General features: G+C 33.0%; 15 protein-coding genes and 1 riboswitch. Of the genes, 14 read left to right on the plus strand and 1 reads right to left on the minus strand.

The window, feature by feature from the left end; translation table 11 throughout:
• Positions 1–9: 9 nt before the first annotated feature.
• The 13 genes from LGK95_RS14865 (at position 10) to LGK95_RS14925 (ending at position 14,811) form a co-directional block, all read left to right on the plus strand.
• Positions 10–852 carry a transporter substrate-binding domain-containing protein gene (locus LGK95_RS14865; RefSeq protein ID WP_226125566.1) on the plus strand — a complete coding sequence of 281 codons (843 nt, stop codon included), beginning with the start codon at positions 10–12 and terminating at the stop codon, positions 850–852.
• Positions 853–910: 58 nt separating this feature from the next.
• Complete coding sequence (locus tag LGK95_RS14870; protein WP_226125567.1) at positions 911–1,567, plus strand: amino acid ABC transporter permease; 657 nt, start codon at positions 911–913, stop codon at positions 1,565–1,567.
• Between the two features lie 35 nt (positions 1,568–1,602).
• Positions 1,603–2,325 carry an amino acid ABC transporter ATP-binding protein gene (locus LGK95_RS14875; protein WP_226125591.1) on the plus strand — a complete coding sequence of 241 codons (723 nt, stop codon included), beginning with the start codon at positions 1,603–1,605 and terminating at the stop codon, positions 2,323–2,325.
• A 54-nt stretch (positions 2,326–2,379) separates the two neighbouring features.
• A complete protein-coding gene (gene kal / locus LGK95_RS14880; protein ID WP_226125568.1) occupies positions 2,380–2,760 on the plus strand; it encodes a 3-aminobutyryl-CoA ammonia lyase in 381 nt (126 codons plus the stop codon).
• A gap of 34 nt (positions 2,761–2,794) precedes the next feature.
• Positions 2,795–3,634: a 3-keto-5-aminohexanoate cleavage enzyme gene (kce, locus tag LGK95_RS14885; RefSeq protein WP_226125569.1), complete on the plus strand. Its 840-nt coding sequence runs from the start codon at positions 2,795–2,797 to the stop codon at positions 3,632–3,634.
• 11 nt (positions 3,635–3,645) lie between these two features.
• Positions 3,646–4,686: an L-erythro-3,5-diaminohexanoate dehydrogenase gene (kdd, locus tag LGK95_RS14890; protein ID WP_226125570.1), complete on the plus strand. Its 1,041-nt coding sequence runs from the start codon at positions 3,646–3,648 to the stop codon at positions 4,684–4,686.
• Positions 4,667–5,704: a lysine 5,6-aminomutase reactivase subunit KamB gene (gene kamB, locus LGK95_RS14895; protein WP_226125571.1), complete on the plus strand. Its 1,038-nt coding sequence runs from the start codon at positions 4,667–4,669 to the stop codon at positions 5,702–5,704. Before kdd ends, kamB begins: the two co-directional genes overlap by 20 nt.
• Positions 5,705–7,174: a lysine 5,6-aminomutase reactivase ATPase KamC gene (kamC, locus tag LGK95_RS14900; RefSeq protein WP_226125572.1), complete on the plus strand. Its 1,470-nt coding sequence runs from the start codon at positions 5,705–5,707 to the stop codon at positions 7,172–7,174. It begins immediately after the preceding gene.
• Between the two features lies 1 nt (position 7,175).
• Positions 7,176–8,732 (plus strand): lysine 5,6-aminomutase subunit alpha, encoded by a 1,557-nt coding sequence (gene kamD, locus LGK95_RS14905; RefSeq protein WP_226125573.1) that lies wholly within the window; start codon positions 7,176–7,178, stop codon positions 8,730–8,732.
• Positions 8,732–9,520, plus strand: a complete 789-nt coding sequence (gene kamE / locus LGK95_RS14910) for a lysine 5,6-aminomutase subunit beta (RefSeq protein WP_226125574.1) — start codon at positions 8,732–8,734, stop codon at positions 9,518–9,520. Before kamD ends, kamE begins: the two co-directional genes overlap by 1 nt.
• A 330-nt stretch (positions 9,521–9,850) precedes the next feature.
• Positions 9,851–11,338, plus strand: coding sequence for a GH25 family lysozyme (locus LGK95_RS14915; protein WP_226125575.1), 1,488 nt, complete (start codon positions 9,851–9,853; stop codon positions 11,336–11,338).
• A 361-nt stretch (positions 11,339–11,699) separates the two neighbouring features.
• The gene (locus LGK95_RS14920) at positions 11,700–13,709 is read left to right on the plus strand and encodes an oxidoreductase (protein ID WP_226125576.1); all 2,010 of its coding nucleotides are present in this window, start codon (positions 11,700–11,702) and stop codon (positions 13,707–13,709) included.
• A 340-nt stretch (positions 13,710–14,049) separates the two neighbouring features.
• A riboswitch (TPP riboswitch) is annotated at positions 14,050–14,159 on the plus strand.
• Between the two features lie 253 nt (positions 14,160–14,412).
• Positions 14,413–14,811, plus strand: a complete 399-nt coding sequence (locus LGK95_RS14925) for a thiamine phosphate synthase (RefSeq protein ID WP_226125577.1) — start codon at positions 14,413–14,415, stop codon at positions 14,809–14,811.
• Positions 14,812–14,881: 70 nt separating this feature from the next.
• Here LGK95_RS14925 and LGK95_RS14930 read toward each other — a convergent pair whose 3' ends face one another.
• Positions 14,882–15,592 (minus strand): collagen-like triple helix repeat-containing protein, encoded by a 711-nt coding sequence (locus LGK95_RS14930; protein WP_226125578.1) that lies wholly within the window; start codon positions 15,590–15,592, stop codon positions 14,882–14,884.
• A 481-nt stretch (positions 15,593–16,073) separates the two neighbouring features.
• Here LGK95_RS14930 and LGK95_RS14935 point away from each other — a divergent pair, with 481 nt between their 5' ends.
• Complete coding sequence (locus LGK95_RS14935; protein WP_226125579.1) at positions 16,074–17,225, plus strand: cell wall hydrolase; 1,152 nt, start codon at positions 16,074–16,076, stop codon at positions 17,223–17,225.
• The last annotated feature ends 37 nt before the right edge of the window (positions 17,226–17,262 follow it).

Raw genomic sequence — 17,262 nt, forward strand, 5'->3', positions numbered from 1 at the left:
AGGTTACTAATGAAAAATTCATTTAAAACTCTTTGTATTATGATTTCGGTAGTTGCTGTAGGAGGATTAGTTGCTGGTTGCAGTAACACCAGTGGCATAAAAATCGGTGTAGTTACAGGAACTACATATGGAGAAAAAGCAAAAGAATACAGTAAAATAACAGAAGTTAAGTCATATAAGGATGATAATTTAAATCTGCAGGAATTAGCAAACAAAAGGATTGATGGTGTAATAACAGACAAGCTAGTTGCTCTTTATGGAATTAAGCAAGCTAATTACAAAGATTTAAAACTTGCGGGAGATTTGATTTATACGGAAACAATTGCAGTTGCTGTAAGGAAAGATGATAATAGTCTGCGACAAGCTATTAACGCAAGTATAGGGACGATAATAGAAGATGGAACATATGCAAAAATTAGCAATAAGTATTTTGGTAAAGATATTCTTGAAGGAGTAAAATATGAAAAAACAATTGCAGCGGCAAAGGATGCACCCGCAAAGGATAGTAGTTTGGCACGAGTAAAGAAGGCAGGAAAAATCACTTTTGCTTTAAGTGGAGGTTATCCACCATTTAATTTTATTTCACCCGATGACAAATTAACAGGTTTTGATGTTGAAATAGGAAAAGAAGTAGCTAAAAGATTAGATGTTAAGTATGAATCAGTAACTACTGATTGGAGTGGTATTTTGGAAGGTCTAAGAAGTGGACGTTATGATGGCATTTTTGGTAGTATGGCTGTAACTCCTGAAAGACTTAAAGTAGTAAATTTTACTGATCCATATTATAACTCGGGGGCTCAATTAGTTGTACCAAAAGACTCAAAGATAAAAAGTATAAACGATCTAAAGTGAAAAATCTAGTATAACATATTCGCTAAGTAGAATGGGTTATACTCTAGGGGGAATTTATTTGAGTTATGATTTTAGTATAATTTATGAGAAGTTTCCTATATTTATTCCAGCTGCTATTGAGACACTTAAAATTTCAGCGGCTGCTATAATATTAGGCGTAATATTTGGATTAATTATTGCATTTGGTAGACTATCAAAAATTAAAATAATATATTATATTTCAACTCTGTATGTAACTATAATTCGTGGAACTCCAATCATTTTACAGCTTTTTATTGTATATTTTGGGTTGGCAAATATCGTAAGACTTGACCCATTCCCATCAGCGGTAATTGCATTTGGAGCTCATAATGCTGCATATATAGCGGAAATATTTCGTGGCTCAATTCAATCTATAGACAAGGGACAGATGGAAGCAGCACGTTCAATTGGAATGACAAATTTTCTAGCTATGAGGAGAATTGTACTTCCACAGGCTTTCAAACGTGCAGTTCCAAACCTTGGTAATCAATTTATAATTGCCATCAAGGATTCATCTTTGGCAAGTACAATTGCTGTTGGTGAGCTTTTACTAAAAGCTCAACAGTTAGGTTCTTCTAATTTTCGGTTTATGGAGTACTTAGTATTAGCTGGAATTTATTATTTAATAATAACGGGTGTTTTAAGTTTCTTTGTAAATAAACTTGAAAGACGACTTGCTGTCAATGAAAGGTAGGTGTAATTACAGTGGCAAAACGAAGTGATAAAAAAATGATACGAGTTTCTAATATTAACAAAAGCTTTGGAAAAAATCAAGTTTTGCATGATATTGATTTGACGGTTTATGAAGGGGAAGTTGTAGTAATTATAGGACCTAGTGGTTCTGGAAAAAGTACATTACTACGATGCGTTAATTTTCTTGAAACTAATGAAAGTGGACAAATATATTTTGAAGAAGAGTTAGTAGTACATAAGGAAGATGCCATTAATAAAATGCGTCAAAATGTGGGGATGGTATTTCAGCATTTTTATCTATTTCCACATATGACAGTTTTAGAAAATATTATAGAAGGACCTACTTATGTAAAAAAGGTAAAAAGGCAAGAAGCTGTGGCTTTTGCGGAGGAATTGCTTACTAAGGTAGGATTGCTTGATAAAAAGGATTTTTACCCATCAATGCTCTCAGGGGGTCAAAAACAGAGGGTGGCTATTGCCAGATCACTTGCTATGAGACCAAAGTTAATAATGTTTGATGAACCAACATCTGCACTTGATCCAGAACTGGTAGGTGATGTGTTAAATGTTATGAAAGAATTGGCAAAGGACGGAATGACAATGCTCGTTGTAACTCATGAAATGGGCTTTGCAAGGGAAGTTGCAGACAGGGTGATATTTATGGACAAAGGTAAAATTGTTGAAGAGGGAAATCCTAAAACTTTCTTTGTTAACCCAGAGAACCCACGGGTTAAAGATTTCCTAGGGTGCATTATCTAGAAGTAAATAGGTACTGATAATTATAAAATTAAGTTATGAGAGGAGGAAGATAAAATGAAATCTTTAATAAGATTAAGAATGAGTGCCCATGATGCACATTATGGTGGAAACTTAGTGGATGGAGCAAGAATGCTTCAATTATTTGGAGATGTGGCTACAGAACTACTAATTATAAATGATGGTGATGAAGGATTATTTAAAGCATACGATAATGTGGAATTCTTGGCACCAGTTTATGCAGGGGACTATATTGAAGCTGTTGGAGAAATAATAAAGATAGGGAATTCTTCAAGAAAAATGATATTTGAAGCAAGAAAAGTTATAGTACCTAGACCTGAAATAAATGATTCAGCTTGCGACGTATTAGATGAACCTATAGTAGTTTGCAAGGCAAGTGGAACTTGCGTTGTTCTAAAAGACAAACAGAGGAAATAATTATTCTCTCCAAGAGGACAAAGGGAGGTGACATGTGGAAAAATTAATAATTACTGCAGCTATATGTGGAGCAGAAGTTACAAAGGAACATAACCCGAATGTGCCTTATACCGCTCTTGAGATAGCAATAGAAGCTGAAAAAGCATATAAAGCTGGAGCTAGCATTATTCATTTACATGTAAGGAAAGATGATGGTACACCTACTCAAGACATAAAAAGATTTAAAGAATGTATTGAAGCTATTAAAATTAGATGTCCAGAAGTAATAGTCCAGCCATCAACAGGTGGAGCAGTTGGTATGAGTAATGCAGAAAGAGTACAACCTGTGGAGCTAAAGCCAGAAATGGCAACTTTAGATGCAGGTACATGTAATTTTGGTGGAGATGAGATATTCGTAAACACTGAAAATATTATTAAAGAATTTGGTCAAAAGATGATTATATTTGATGTGAAACCAGAAATTGAAGTTTTTGATAAGGGAATGATAGACATGGCTATAAGACTTCAAAAGAAAGGATTTATAAAATCACCAATGCATTTTAATTTTGTTATGGGTGTTAATGGAGGAATTACTGCATCACCAAGAGATCTAGTTTTCATGGTAGAAAGTATACCACAGGGAAGTACGTTTACTGTATCGGGTATTGGTAGATATGAGTTTCAAATGGCAGCTATGGCTATTATTATGGGTGGTCATGTAAGAGTTGGATTTGAAGATAATGTATATATTAAAAAAGGAGTAATAGCTAAATCTAATGAAGAATTAGTAGAAAGGGTAGTTAGAATTGCGAAGGACCTTGATAGAGAAATCGCAACTCCACATGAAGCAAGAGTGATATTGGGACTGCCAAAGCGAAAAACAATTAATATATAGGAGGGGAATATATGGAAAAAAAAGGGTGCAAATACGGAACTCATAGGGTGATTGAGCCAAAAGGTGTGTTGCCTCAACCAGCAACTAAAATTTCAAATGATATGAATATATTCGATAATGAAATTTTAATTGACGTACAAGCATTGAATATAGATTCAGCTAGTTTTACTCAAATAGATGAAGAAGCAGGACATAATATTGAAAAAATAAAAGCTAAAATCATAAAAATTGTAGCAGGTAAAGGAAAAATGCAAAATTCGGTAACTGGATCAGGAGGAATGCTTATTGGAACAGTTGAAAAAATAGGTGAAGCACTAGACGGGAAAATAGGTCTTAAAGTTGGCGATAAAATCTCTACATTAGTTTCATTATCATTAACTCCATTAAGAATAGATGAAATTATAGATATTAAACCAGACATTGATAGAGTTGTAATAAAAGGAAAAGCTATTTTGTTTGAAAGTGGATTATATGCAAAACTTCCAAAAGATATGGATGAAAATCTAGCTCTAGCGGCATTAGACGTTGCAGGGGCACCAGCTCAAGTAGCTAAACTTGTTAAACCAGGCCAAAGCGTTCTTTTGCTAGGCGCAGCAGGAAAATCAGGAATGCTTTGCTGCTATGAAGCTGTTAAGAGAGTAGGACCCACAGGAAATGTTATAGGCCTTGTAAGAAACGAGGAAGAGAAAGCGAGATTAAAAAGATTAAGCTTAAGAATGAAAATAGTTATTGGAGATGCTACAAAAGCTATTGATGTAATGAATGCTGCTCTGGAGTGCAACAATGGATGTGAAGTAGATGTAGCAATAAACATGGTAAATGTTCCAAATACTGAAATGTCTTCAATTCTACCTGTAAAAGATGATGGAATAGTTTACTTTTTCTCAATGTCTACAAGCTTTACAAAAGCAGCACTTGGAGCTGAAGGAGTAGGTAAAGACATTACTATGATTGTTGGGAATGGCTACACTAAAGGTCATGCTGAAATAACTCTTGAAGAGTTAAGAGAAAATAAAATATTGAGAAAAATATTTGAAGAATTATACATCTAGCATTTTTAATATAATTCAAAAGTATGACAGCATTTCTATCATAGGAATGAGTAAAAATGTAGGGAAAACAACTACTCTAAATCATATATTAAGGCAAGCTCGAGGGAAAATAATTCTTGGGCTTACATCTATAGGACGCGATGGGGAACAAATGGACGTTGTAACTGATACCGAAAAGCCTAAAATTTATATAGAAAAAGGAACTATAATTGCTACCGCAAAACAATGTTTATTAAATAGTGATATTACCCGCGAAATTTTAAAAACTACTGGTTTTAATACTCCGATGGGAGAAATAATTATATGCAGGGCAATAAGTGATGGATATGTAGAGTTAGGGGGTCCATCCCAAAATTCTTATATGACCTTAATATGTAACGAGCTTAAAAGGTTTGGAAGTAATCTTGTAATTGTGGATGGTGCAATAAGTAGAAAAACCTTCGCTTCACCATCAATTACAAAGGCTACAATTTTATCAACTGGAGCAGCAATGTCAAAAAGCATGGTAAAGGTAGTAGATGAAACTAGTCACATCGTGGAATTACTTTCTTTGAAGAATGAAGAGGATTTGTCTATTTTAAAGCTCGCAAGCGATGTTTTTAAAATCGGTAAAATAGGCATTATTTGCATAGATAATTCTATAAAAATGTTAGATGTTGTTACGGCACTTGGATCAGCGAAGGTAATAGTTGATGTAATAGATAAAAATACTTCTTATGTAGTTATTAAGGGTGTAGTAACAGATAAATTATTAGAGGATATTATGACATCCACAAATAAGTATAAAGGAGTAATTTTTCTAGTTGAGGACGGAACAAAGTTATTTTTAAGTAGAGAGACTTTTTATAAATTTAAAAATAGAGGTGGAATCATAAAAACAATTAATCCTATTAATATAGTATGCGTTACAGCCAATCCAAGATCACCTTATGGGTATGAATTTGATAAAAATAGGTTTTCACATGAGCTTAGAAAAAAATTAAATGTGCCTGTTTTTGATGTAATTGGAGGGGAGTAAATGAAGTTTTTAGATAAGCAGCAGAGAACTCAAATTGGATTTTCTTTTGTTATGGATAAATTGGAGATAATCACTTCTTATGGGCTTTGTGAGAAAAAAAACATTAGGCCGTTTAAAGCTTCAGAAACAATGGAATTAACACATGAATTAGATAACCTAGAAGATATAATTGAATCCATGAGAAGTAATACTTATGAGTATGACAAAATAGAGAAAATATTTTATAAGATAAAAGATATTAGGAATTCTGTTAAAAGATTTAGTCAAGGCGGAACGCTAGATGAAGTTGAATTGTATGAAATTAAATATTTTTCAATTTTGGTAATAGAACTAAAAAATATCTTGGATAAGTTATATCTTAATAAAGAGGAGGTTCGTGTAAATTCTTTAGATGAAATTATTTCCCTTCTAGACCCACAAAAAAATGGAATATCTACTTTTTATGTTTATGATGAGTATTCTAAAGCTTTAAAAAACACACGTCAAAAGAAAAAACAAATGGAAAAAGAAATTTTTGCTGCAAAAACCGATGAGGAATCAAGTAATTTAAGAAAACAAAGGTTAGATTTGGTTATAGAAGAAGAAGAGGAAGAACTAAGGATTAGGAAAGAGTTAACACTTGAAATTTCTAAAAGGACTGAACTTATAAACAAAAATATAAAAGCAATAGGTAAATTAGACTTTCTAATTGCTAAAGCAAACTTATCCTTATCTTATAATGGTTCTCGTCCAAAGATATGTGAAAAAATGGAGATCAATTTTATTGAAGCCTTTAATCCTGAAATCAAAGAGATATTAGAAAAAGGTGCAAAGGTATTTACTCCAGTTAGTATAGATTTATCTAGCGGCGCGACAATTATAACCGGTGCTAATATGGGTGGGAAAAGTGTTACATTAAAGACAATTGTTTTGAATTTATTACTTGGTCAAATGGGCTTTTTTGTGTTTGCTAAGAAGTCACAATTTCCGATTCTTAATTTTATTCATTTTGTATCTGACGATATGCAATCCATTTCTAAAGGTTTAAGTACATTTGGAGCAGAAATAATAAAGCTTAAAGAAGTGGTAGAGTGTGCTACAAGGGAGAATGGATTCATAGCTTTAGATGAATTTGCAAGAGGTACTAATCCAAAAGAAGGGTACTACCTTGTAAAAGCTCTTTGTAAATACTTGACTAAATTTAAGTCGGTTAGTTTAATTTCAACTCATTATGACGGAGTAGCCCTTGATAACATGGTTCATTATCAAGTAACTGGTCTCAAAAATGTAGATTTTGATGCTCTTAAAAAAGAGATAAATTTAAATAAAACTCATTCTGTTGAAATAATACAAGAGCATATGCAGTATAAACTAGAGAAGGTTTCAAAAGAAAATAAAGTACCAAAAGATGCACTTAATATTGCAGTATTACTAGGATTTGATGAGGAGATAGTAGATATAGCAAAATGTTTATATGAGGAGGAAGAATAAAATGGAAAGCAAATTGAACTTAAATTGGAGTGTGGTTGATAAAGCAAGGCAATCTGCTAAAAATATTGCTCTTGATATTCAAGAGTTTATTGATGTACATACTACGGTGACGGTAGAAAGAACTGTATGTAGACTTTTAGGTGTTGATGGGATAAATGAAGTGGGAGTTCCTATTCCAAATATTGTTGTGGACAACATTAAAAATGGGAATGGGCTAGCACTTGGAGCTTCAATGTTTATTGGAAATGCTATGGTTGAAACTGGACTTTTACCACAAGACATCGCTATAAGCGTATCTAAAGGTGATATGGATTTAACTAAGATTCCAATGCATGAAGAATTCGAAATTAAAAATGCTATAGATAAAGTGGCTAAAGCTATGACTTCTAGAATTAAAGAAAACAGAGGCATTAGGGAGTCATATCTTAAGCAGTTTGGGGATAAGAGTGGACCTTATCTATATGTAATAGTTGCTACAGGAAATATATATGAAGATATAGTCCAAGCAAAAGCAGCTGCAAAGCAAGGTGCAGATATAATAGCGGTAATAAGAAGCACTGGGCAAAGTCTACTTGACTACGTTCCATATGGGGCTACGACGGAAGGTTTTGGGGGAACATTTGCAACGCAGGAGAACTTCAAACTAATGAGGACTGCACTTGACGAGGTAGGTGAAGAACTAGGGAGATATATAAGAATATGTAATTATTGTTCTGGATTATGTATGCCTGAGATTGCTGCTATGGGTGCAATAGAGCGGTTAGACGTAATGCTCAATGATGCTTTATATGGAATCCTTTTTAGAGATATTAACATGCAAAGAACTATAGTTGACCAATATTTTTCAAGAATAATTAATGGATTTGCTGGAGTTATCATAAATACGGGAGAGGATAACTACTTAACTACATCAGATGCAGTAGAGGAAGCTCATACTGTACTTGCATCGCAATTTATAAATGAACAATTTGCATTAATTGCTGGGATTCCAGAAGAACAAATGGGGCTTGGTCATGCTTTTGAGATAAGTCCAGACTTTGAAAATGGATTTTTATATGAATTAGCACAAGCACAAATGGCAAGAGAAATATTCCCGAAAGCACCACTGAAATATATGCCTCCAACTAAGTTTATGACTGGCAATATATTTAAAGGTCAAGTACAAGATGCACTATTTAACATGGTTACAATTATGACAGGGCAAAAAATACATCTTCTTGGAATGCTTACAGAAGCAATACATACCCCGTTTATGTCAGATAGAGCATTAGCGATAGACAATGCTCAATATATATTTAATACTATGAAGGATTTAGGATCAGAAATCACCTTTAAAAAAGGTGGCATAATGGAAACAAGAGTTGATGAGGTATTAAATAAAGCAGCGAATTTAATTGGAGAGATAGAGAAAGAAGGCTTATTTAGCACTATAGAGCAAGGAAAATTTGCAGGAATAAGGAGGCCATTAACTGGTGGAAAAGGACTTGCAGGAGTTGTGGAAAAAGAAAAGAGTTACTTTAATCCATTTGTAGGTTTAATGTTAAGGGGGGAGAGGTAATGAGTGCAGGACAATATTCATTAGAAAATAAAGAATTCAATAAAAATTTAGACTTAACAAAGCTTAAACCTTATGGGGATACTATGAATGATGGTAAGGTACAGGTGAGTTTTACACTTCCAGTTGAAGATAACGAAAGAGGAGTAGAAGTAGCAATTCAACTTGCAAAATCTATGGGCCTTGTTGATACAAACTGTGCTCATCATGCCTCTCTAGATAAAGTATTCTCTTTCTATGTAATTTATGGTTCTTTAATGCATACTGTAAACTACGAAGAAGTACATGTTCAAACAGTAGATGTAGAAATAATGGATATGAAACAAATTGGGGAATATATAAAAGAAAATATTAAGCGCGAAGTTGTAATAATTGGAGCTAGCACGGGAACAGATGCTCATACAGTAGGGATAGATGCAATAATGAATATGAAGGGATTCGCAGGGCACTATGGCCTTGAGAGATATCCAATGATTGAGGCCTATAATTTAGGAAGCCAAGTTGAAAATGAAGAATTTGTTAAAAAAGCCGTAGAGCTTAAAGCGGACGTTCTTTTAGTTTCTCAAACAGTAACTCAAAAGGATATACACATTCAAAACCTTACTAATTTAGTGGAATTATTAGAGGCTGAAGGTATTAGGGATAAAGTTGTGTTAATTTGTGGAGGACCAAGAATAACTCATGAGCTTGCAAAAGAGCTTGGATACGATGCAGGCTTTGGACCAGGGAAATTTGCAGATGACGTAGCAAGTTTTGCTGTAACGGAAATGGTTATGAGAGGGTTAGTTTAGTTGATGCTACCCACGTGAAAGTGGCATGTTATACAAGGTGGCAAGAGAATGAATAACTTAATAAAAATAAAAGGCTGAAGCATATTATAGGGGAATTCCGAAATATATTGTATACGGAGCTAAAGGACTGTTATCGAAAGGAATGAGGGATGTATTGAAAATATATTACACTAAATTGGCTTGAGGGTATCAACAAAAATAATAGTTAGAAGCTCTGAGGAATACCTTGGGGTTTTATTTTTTTGTTAACTAAGAAAGAAAAAGCTGATGCACATTAAAATTATCAAATGAATATGTTAATTATAAGGATACATAAAAGGAGGTAATTTGGTGGGGATTCATTTAGTTAAATCAGGCGATACTGTTTGCTTAATTGCAAAACGATATGGAGTTTTATCACAAAGTATTATTGAAGCAAATGGACTAGGTCGCTCAGAGCAGCTGGTTATAAATCAGACTTTGTTCATACCACTGGGGGAAAAGGATCGTATGATGAGCCCTAATGATATTAGGGGAAGTATTGCTAGAAATTACAATTTGAATTTAAAAATAAATAATAGAGCTGTACCAGGAGCTCCAACAAAACTAACAGTACAAAGAAATACGTTAATTAGTGTAGTGCTATTTTGGGAACCTGCATATGACAATGTACAGGTGAGTGGATATTATATTTTGAGAAATAATATTCCTATAGGTTCTACCCCAAATCGAGTTTTTGTAGATGTATTTATTAAAATTGGCGAAACTTATGATTATAAGGTCACATCTTATACGTCAGGTAAAATTTTCTCTGGTTACAGCAATATTGCAAGAGTAAGTATTACAACTTCTCTTGGCATTGTTTATTGGTCAAAAGCTAACCAATATTCTGGCTACTTAAAAGGTACAGATGTTTCTTCTTATACACCCGAATTAGATTGGAATAAAATTAAGAGTGATGAAATAAAATATGTTTACGTTAGGGCAGGAAACAGTGTATTAAATAAGGGGTATACTCCAGATTTTATGGCACAAAAACATACCATTGGAATAAAATCTGCAGGGTTGCCAGTAGGATTCTATTATATTCCACACTGGTCTAATTTAGATTACGATTTAAACAAAGCCAATGTTGAGGCTGAAAAATACGCTGACCATATATTGAGTCTTATGAATAAAGCTTCAAAGAGTGGATATGGCGACTTACTTCCTGTATTAGATATAGAACCTCCCCTTGGTGAAATTGATATTGGACTTACAGGTAAGCAAATAATCGATTGGTCTAAAGTATTTTGTGACCGTTTTAAGGCATATACAGGCAGAACTATAATGATATATACAAATAGATCTTTCTGGAGTGACTGGCACGTTACACCAGAAATTAATACTCTAAATAATTTACCTCTATGGAATGCTGAATTCTATGAATTTAGTAATTATTTGAAGTTTAGTCATGATACGCCTATGAGTTTTGGTGGGTGGAGTGGTTGGAATATTTGGCAATTTTCGCAGTCAGCAATCATCGGTGGATACACCCGCATGGACGCAAATTGGTGTCCTTCACTAGATTTAATAACGCTACCGGCTAAACCAATAAACTTGAATGGATTTAATTCCTCATTAGGAACGGTTAATTTGAGTTGGAATAAAAACACTGAAATAGATCTGAAAGGTTACAATGTTTATAAGGACGGTGTCTGGATTTCAACAAATATTAAAAACTTCATTACAATAACTGGTTTAAAAGTTGGAAGAACATATAAATTTCAGGTTCAAGCGCTAGATGCATTTAACGATGTTTCAGATTTAGTTCTAATAAGTATATATATATCTAGATGAGAGCCAGAACTGAATGGAGTTGGTCATAATTTAATTATTGAATAATTGTTTAGGCCTTCTCAATATTTTTGGGTACCAGTGTTACAGGGATATGTATTATTTTAAGTTCCATGCTTATCATCCCATGGTAAAAACAAGGTGAATTTGTTTTCTTTTATTATAAAATGAATGATCCATTAGTTTGTGGTATAATATTTATATGAGTAAATGTTTACATATTATCCTTCTTAGGATAAATCTACTATATTTTAGTATCCAAAATATTTGAATTTACAATGGTTTTAGTCACATTTTTATATGCAAAGTTTAAGTTTATAATTTAAGGACATCAGGTTTTTAAAAATATATTATAAATGGAGGAATGAAAATGGGAAAAAATAAACTGTTTGAAACAATCAAAATTGGGAAGGTTGAAATTAAAAACAAAATTGCAATGGCACCAATGGGAGCGTTTGGGTTAATCTCAGATGATGGCGCATTTAATCAAAGGGCTGTTGATTATTATGTGGAAAGAGCAAAAGGTGGAACTGGGTTAATAATAACAAGTATAGTTAAAGTAGAAAATGAAATAGATAAAACAATAATGCCTGCTTTTCCATGTGCAACAGGAAACCCAGCTAAATTTATTCAAACATCCTCAGAACTTACTGAAAGAGTACATGCTTATGGAACAAAAATATTTCTTCAATTGACTATGGGATTTGGAAGAAGTGGAGCGCCTATTTTAATGGCAAAGCAACCAGTCTCAGCTTCAGCAATACCAAATTATTGGGATCCCTCTGTGACATGCAGAGAATTATCAACTGACGAAGTAGAGAAAATAGTTAAAAAATTTGGTGAAGCTGCAGCAATTGCGAAAGCATCAGGTTACGATGGAATTGAGGTACATGCAGTACATGAAGGTTATTTGCTAGATCAGTTTACTTTAGCAATTTTTAATAAAAGGACAGACAAATATGGTGGAGATTTAAGAGGCAGATTAACATTACCTATTGAAATACTTCATGAAATTAAGAAAAATGCAGGACAAGATTTCCCTGTTGGATTAAGATACAGCATAAAGAGCTGCATAAAAGATTGGAGACAGGGTGGACTACCAGGTGAGGATTATGAAGACAAAGGCCGAGATTTAGAAGAAGGCTTGGAAGCAGCAAAGATCCTTGAGGAAGCTGGATACGATGAATTAAATACTGATGTTGGTACATATGATGCTTGGTATTGGTCTCACCCTCCTATTTATCAAAAACATGGACTATATTTGCCATACACAGAGCAATTAAAGAAAGTAGTAAAAATTCCAGTTATTGTAGCAGGTAAATTGGATACTCCTGGCATAGGAGAAAAAGCGTTAGAAGACAACCAAGCTGATATGATATCTCTTGGCAGAGGTCTTTTAGCAGATCCATATTGGCCTAGAAAAGTTTTATTAGGGCAGGAAGAAAGAATTCGTCCTTGTATTGGCTGCCATGACGGATGTCTGGGAAGAGCTTTTGAAAATAAGCCACTATCTTGCGCTGTAAACCCGGCTACAGGACGAGAAAGATATTATGAAATAAAACCTACAAATAGTCCTAAAAACATAATGGTTATTGGCGGTGGTCTTGCTGGTATGGAAGTATCTAGAATAGCTAAAATGCGAGGGCATAACGTTACTGTGTATGAAAAAACTAATGATTTGGGAGGACACGTTATTGCTGGATCCAAGCCTGACTTCAAGCTTGATGATAGAAGATTGCTTGATTGGTACAAAAACGAAATGAAGGTTCTAGATGTTAATTTAGTAATGAACACTGAAGTAACTGAAGAAATGATAGATACAAAAATACCTGATGTAGTTGTTATAGCAACAGGGTCTTACGAAATATTGTTAAACGATGTCCCTGGGATTAATAAAGAAAAGGTTGCGACTGCTAGTGAAGTGCTTGATGGTATTAAAGTTGCTGGTCAAAATGTAATTATGGTAGGTGGAGGACTTGTTGGCTGCGAGACTGCTTTATGGCTGGCTCAGCAAGGTAAAACGGTAACCATAGTAGAAGCGTTTAGTGATATTCTAAGTTCAGGAAAACCTATCCCTCATATGAATAAAATAATGTTAATTGATTTATTAAACATTAATAAGGTAGAAAAAATCACTAATACAGCCTTATTAGAAGTAACTGATGAAGGGGCAGTAATAATCAATAATAAATTTGGTAAGAAGGAGATTAAAGCAGATACTGTAGTTTTAGCAGTTGGTTTTAAATCAGAACGAGAATTATTTTATAAAATGAATGGTAAAATAGCAGACTTATATATTGTTGGAGATGCAAACAATGCTGCCAATATAATGAATGCTATTTGGACCGCAAACGAAATAGGATTAAACATTTGAAAATGACTGATGCTTTTGTTAAATTTAATTTAAAAGATTGAGAAATAACGCGATGTATAAGCATTTTTATACATTGTGTTATTTTTTTTATGAAAATATTTTCTCACAACTATTGTAAAGCATACATATATTATAGTATCAAATATTAAGGAGAAAAATTATGAGTAAATATAAAATTGCTAGATATAAGCCTATAGGGCCCAACTAATGTATATTCATATTTTGTTAGTAGTAATCCACCTACATCTTTTAATCCTATTAGTACATATCCAAGTATTGATATTAGAATACTTTACATAGAATTATTTTAGTCGTATACTCAATGCAATGATAATTAAATAAAGTAAACAAGGGGAGCTCGTACAAATGAGCTGAGAAAGAGATGTTGTCTCTGACCCTCATAACCTGATTTGGGTAATTCCAACGTAGGGAGTTTTTTTAACAACGTTTTTTTGTTGCAAGCTCTTTTGGGGCTTGCATTTTTTGTTTCCAATAACATTTATAAGGTGAAAACCTTTGAAATATCTTATGGCAGAACTGTTGAAGGGGTTAAGAAAGCGATTATATTAAAAAATTATAAATCAATATTTAGAGAGTAGATGGCAATATAAATAATAACAATATGAAGGGAGAATTTATCATGAGATACACAAATAAATTAATCCAAAGAAGGATTGTTAATATATTAAGGTAGTTTTCATAAATGATTTTTCTTATAACTAATAGAAAGCTTGTTGAGGATAGGGACTTTTATGATGTAATTCAAGAAGCTATAAAAGCTGGTATTTATGCTGTTATTTTACGAGAAAAGGATTTACCTTATGAATTACTTTTACCTATAGCGGCTAGAATAAAAAAAATTATAGGCAATTCAGGTGTAAAGCTTATAATAAATAATAATATAGAGGTGGCTAAAGCCATAGAGGCTGATGGTTACCATACTAGTTATACAAGTTTTATTAATGAATACCTCTCCTTCAATAGAGTTAGAGGCGTTTCTGTCCACAGCCTTGAAGAGGCAATAGAGGTCGAAAAACATGGTGCAAATTATATCGAATATGATCAATTGCAACGTAAAAATACCGCAAAACTCAAAAATTGAGTATTACGGTATTTTAATCAATTATTCATTTTTAAAGATAATAGTTGCTTATAATAAATTATTGTATTAATTATCTTAATTTCAATATAGTAACGGAAGCACTTACTGAAGTGTTAGGTGTTGGAGAAAGACCATTCGCAAGATTAATTGATCCACCACTATTATTTACGATTGAAATGGCTGAAGGTACTATTATAGTAATAATAGCTTCGCCAAAAACTTGGGAATTTTCACTTCTGCTAGTGTAGCTTAATGGTTGGGTTATTGAACCATTTACAGCTATTGTCCATGTACCACCACCAGAACTTACAGATAATTCAAAGCTAATAAGATAGGTGCCTGGTGGAGTTAAGTTAATTGTAGTACTAGGAGCAGTAAATGTTATAGGTGATGATGTTGTTGGTGGGTTATTAAAAAGTACTGATCCAGTATCTGCTACGGATTGAGCTGCAGTGGAATAAATATATGCAAATGCTGATAAACCACCTGATATACCATTAGTTCCTGATGCACCAGTAGATCCAGTAATACCGTCAGATCCATTAATACCATTAGTACCTGATGCACCAGTAGGACCATTAAAACCGTCAGATCCATTAATACCATTAGTACCTGATGCACCAGTAGATCCAGTAATACCGTCAGTTCCTGATGATCCAGTAGGGCTAGTAACGCTGGTAGGACAGTGATTTTTGTCACATTTATCAGGGTGACTCTTATTCAAAGAGTGCCAATAATATTTTTTTTCACCCTCAATATAATTAACTTCATCTTTATTCAAAGTTTAACCTCCTAGCAGTAGTATTTATATATAGACCGCTATTATAAGGTATTCAAATTTAAATACAACGTTACACATACTGAAAAAAAGTTAGTTTAAATTAATATCTGATGTTTATGAAAATTATTTAATTTCGAGTAAATATTTTTTACAAAGATCTCAAGAAACTTCGAAAGATATTTTTAATTTAAAAACTTTACTAAAAGCTTTAAAAATCCATACTTCATAACTCTAGCTAAACTCAAACCATAAATAATTTATGAGGTGTTTAGAGTAGAGTAATAAATTTTTTTGAATATGGTATGGAGGAATATGATTTAAAAAGTTAGCCCACTTCAGAGATGAAGTGGGATTTTCATATCCAATATTTGCTAAAAATATGTCTGTATGTTATTATGTTCAGATGATAAAAAAAATTAACCATAATATATTTAAAGATAATATATTTAAAGATAAAACAATATATAGGGGTGATGGAGAATTGAACAAAAAAATTATTTCAGCTGTAATGGCACTTTGTGTAATTATGAGCGTTAGTTTTACTAGCGTATATGCAGATCCTGCGTCAGATAAGGCAAAAATTCAACAGGTTCAAACTCAAAGAAACGACCTTGAAAATAAAGTTGAGATTATTGACAATCAGCGTAAAACAATTATGTCTAAAATTAAAAATAATGAAAGCAATATAACTATAACACAAGAATATATTAAACAAACTAAAAGAAATATTGAAAAAGCAGAGGCTAATATAAAAGGAGAACAGATCATTTTTGATAAAAGAATGAGAGTAATGTATATGAATGGGACATCAAGCTATATAGATGTTATATTAGGCTCAAATGGAATAGATGATTTTATATCCAGATTAGAAAATATCAAAAAAATAGTAGCCTTTGATCAGAATGTTATCAATAATTTCAAAAAAAAAGAGGCAGCACTTAATTTAAAGAAGGTAGCGCTAGATACAGGGAATACAAAGTTGCTATCTTTAAGAGTTGATAATAAAAAGAATTTAGCTACTTTAACCAAACAAAAATCAGACCAAAATGTATTGGTAGCGGAATTAAATGTTCTAGAAAATCAATATGGTGCACAACTGGTAATAGACCAAGCCACTGTAGCAAAACAAGCATTAAATAATTCAAAAAAAGCTAATAATAAACAGAATGAAGCTACTAAGCAAGTTGACAAAACTCTTGGAACAAGTAGTTCTACTACAGTGCAAACTACACCTAAAGCAATCAAAAATGCAGCAATTAAATATAGCGCAAGTGATTTAAACTTGTTAGCTAGATTAATAACTGCTGAAGCAGGAGGAGAATCTTATAATGCACAGGTTGCTGTAGGCGCAGTAGTTGTAAACAGAGTTAAAAGCAGCAGTTTTCCAAATTCAATAAGTGCTGTTATTAATCAAAAGACAAATGGTTCTTATGAGTTTACACCAGTACTAAATGGTAATATTAATAGAACTGCACAGGCAAATGCTGTGAAGGCCGCAAATGAAGCACTCAGCGGAATTGATCCATCAAATAATGCATTGTTTTTTTATAGTGGTAAGGCTCCTACGGCATTGACTTTACCACAACCAGTTTCCATAAAAATAGACGGTTTAACATTTATTAACATGTTGTAAAACTGAAAATAGAATACTTTTAATATTTTTCTTCAAC

It is taken from the genome of Clostridium algoriphilum (assembly GCF_020443705.1).
Classification (GTDB): Bacteria; Bacillota; Clostridia; order Clostridiales; family Clostridiaceae; genus Clostridium_AD; species Clostridium_AD algoriphilum.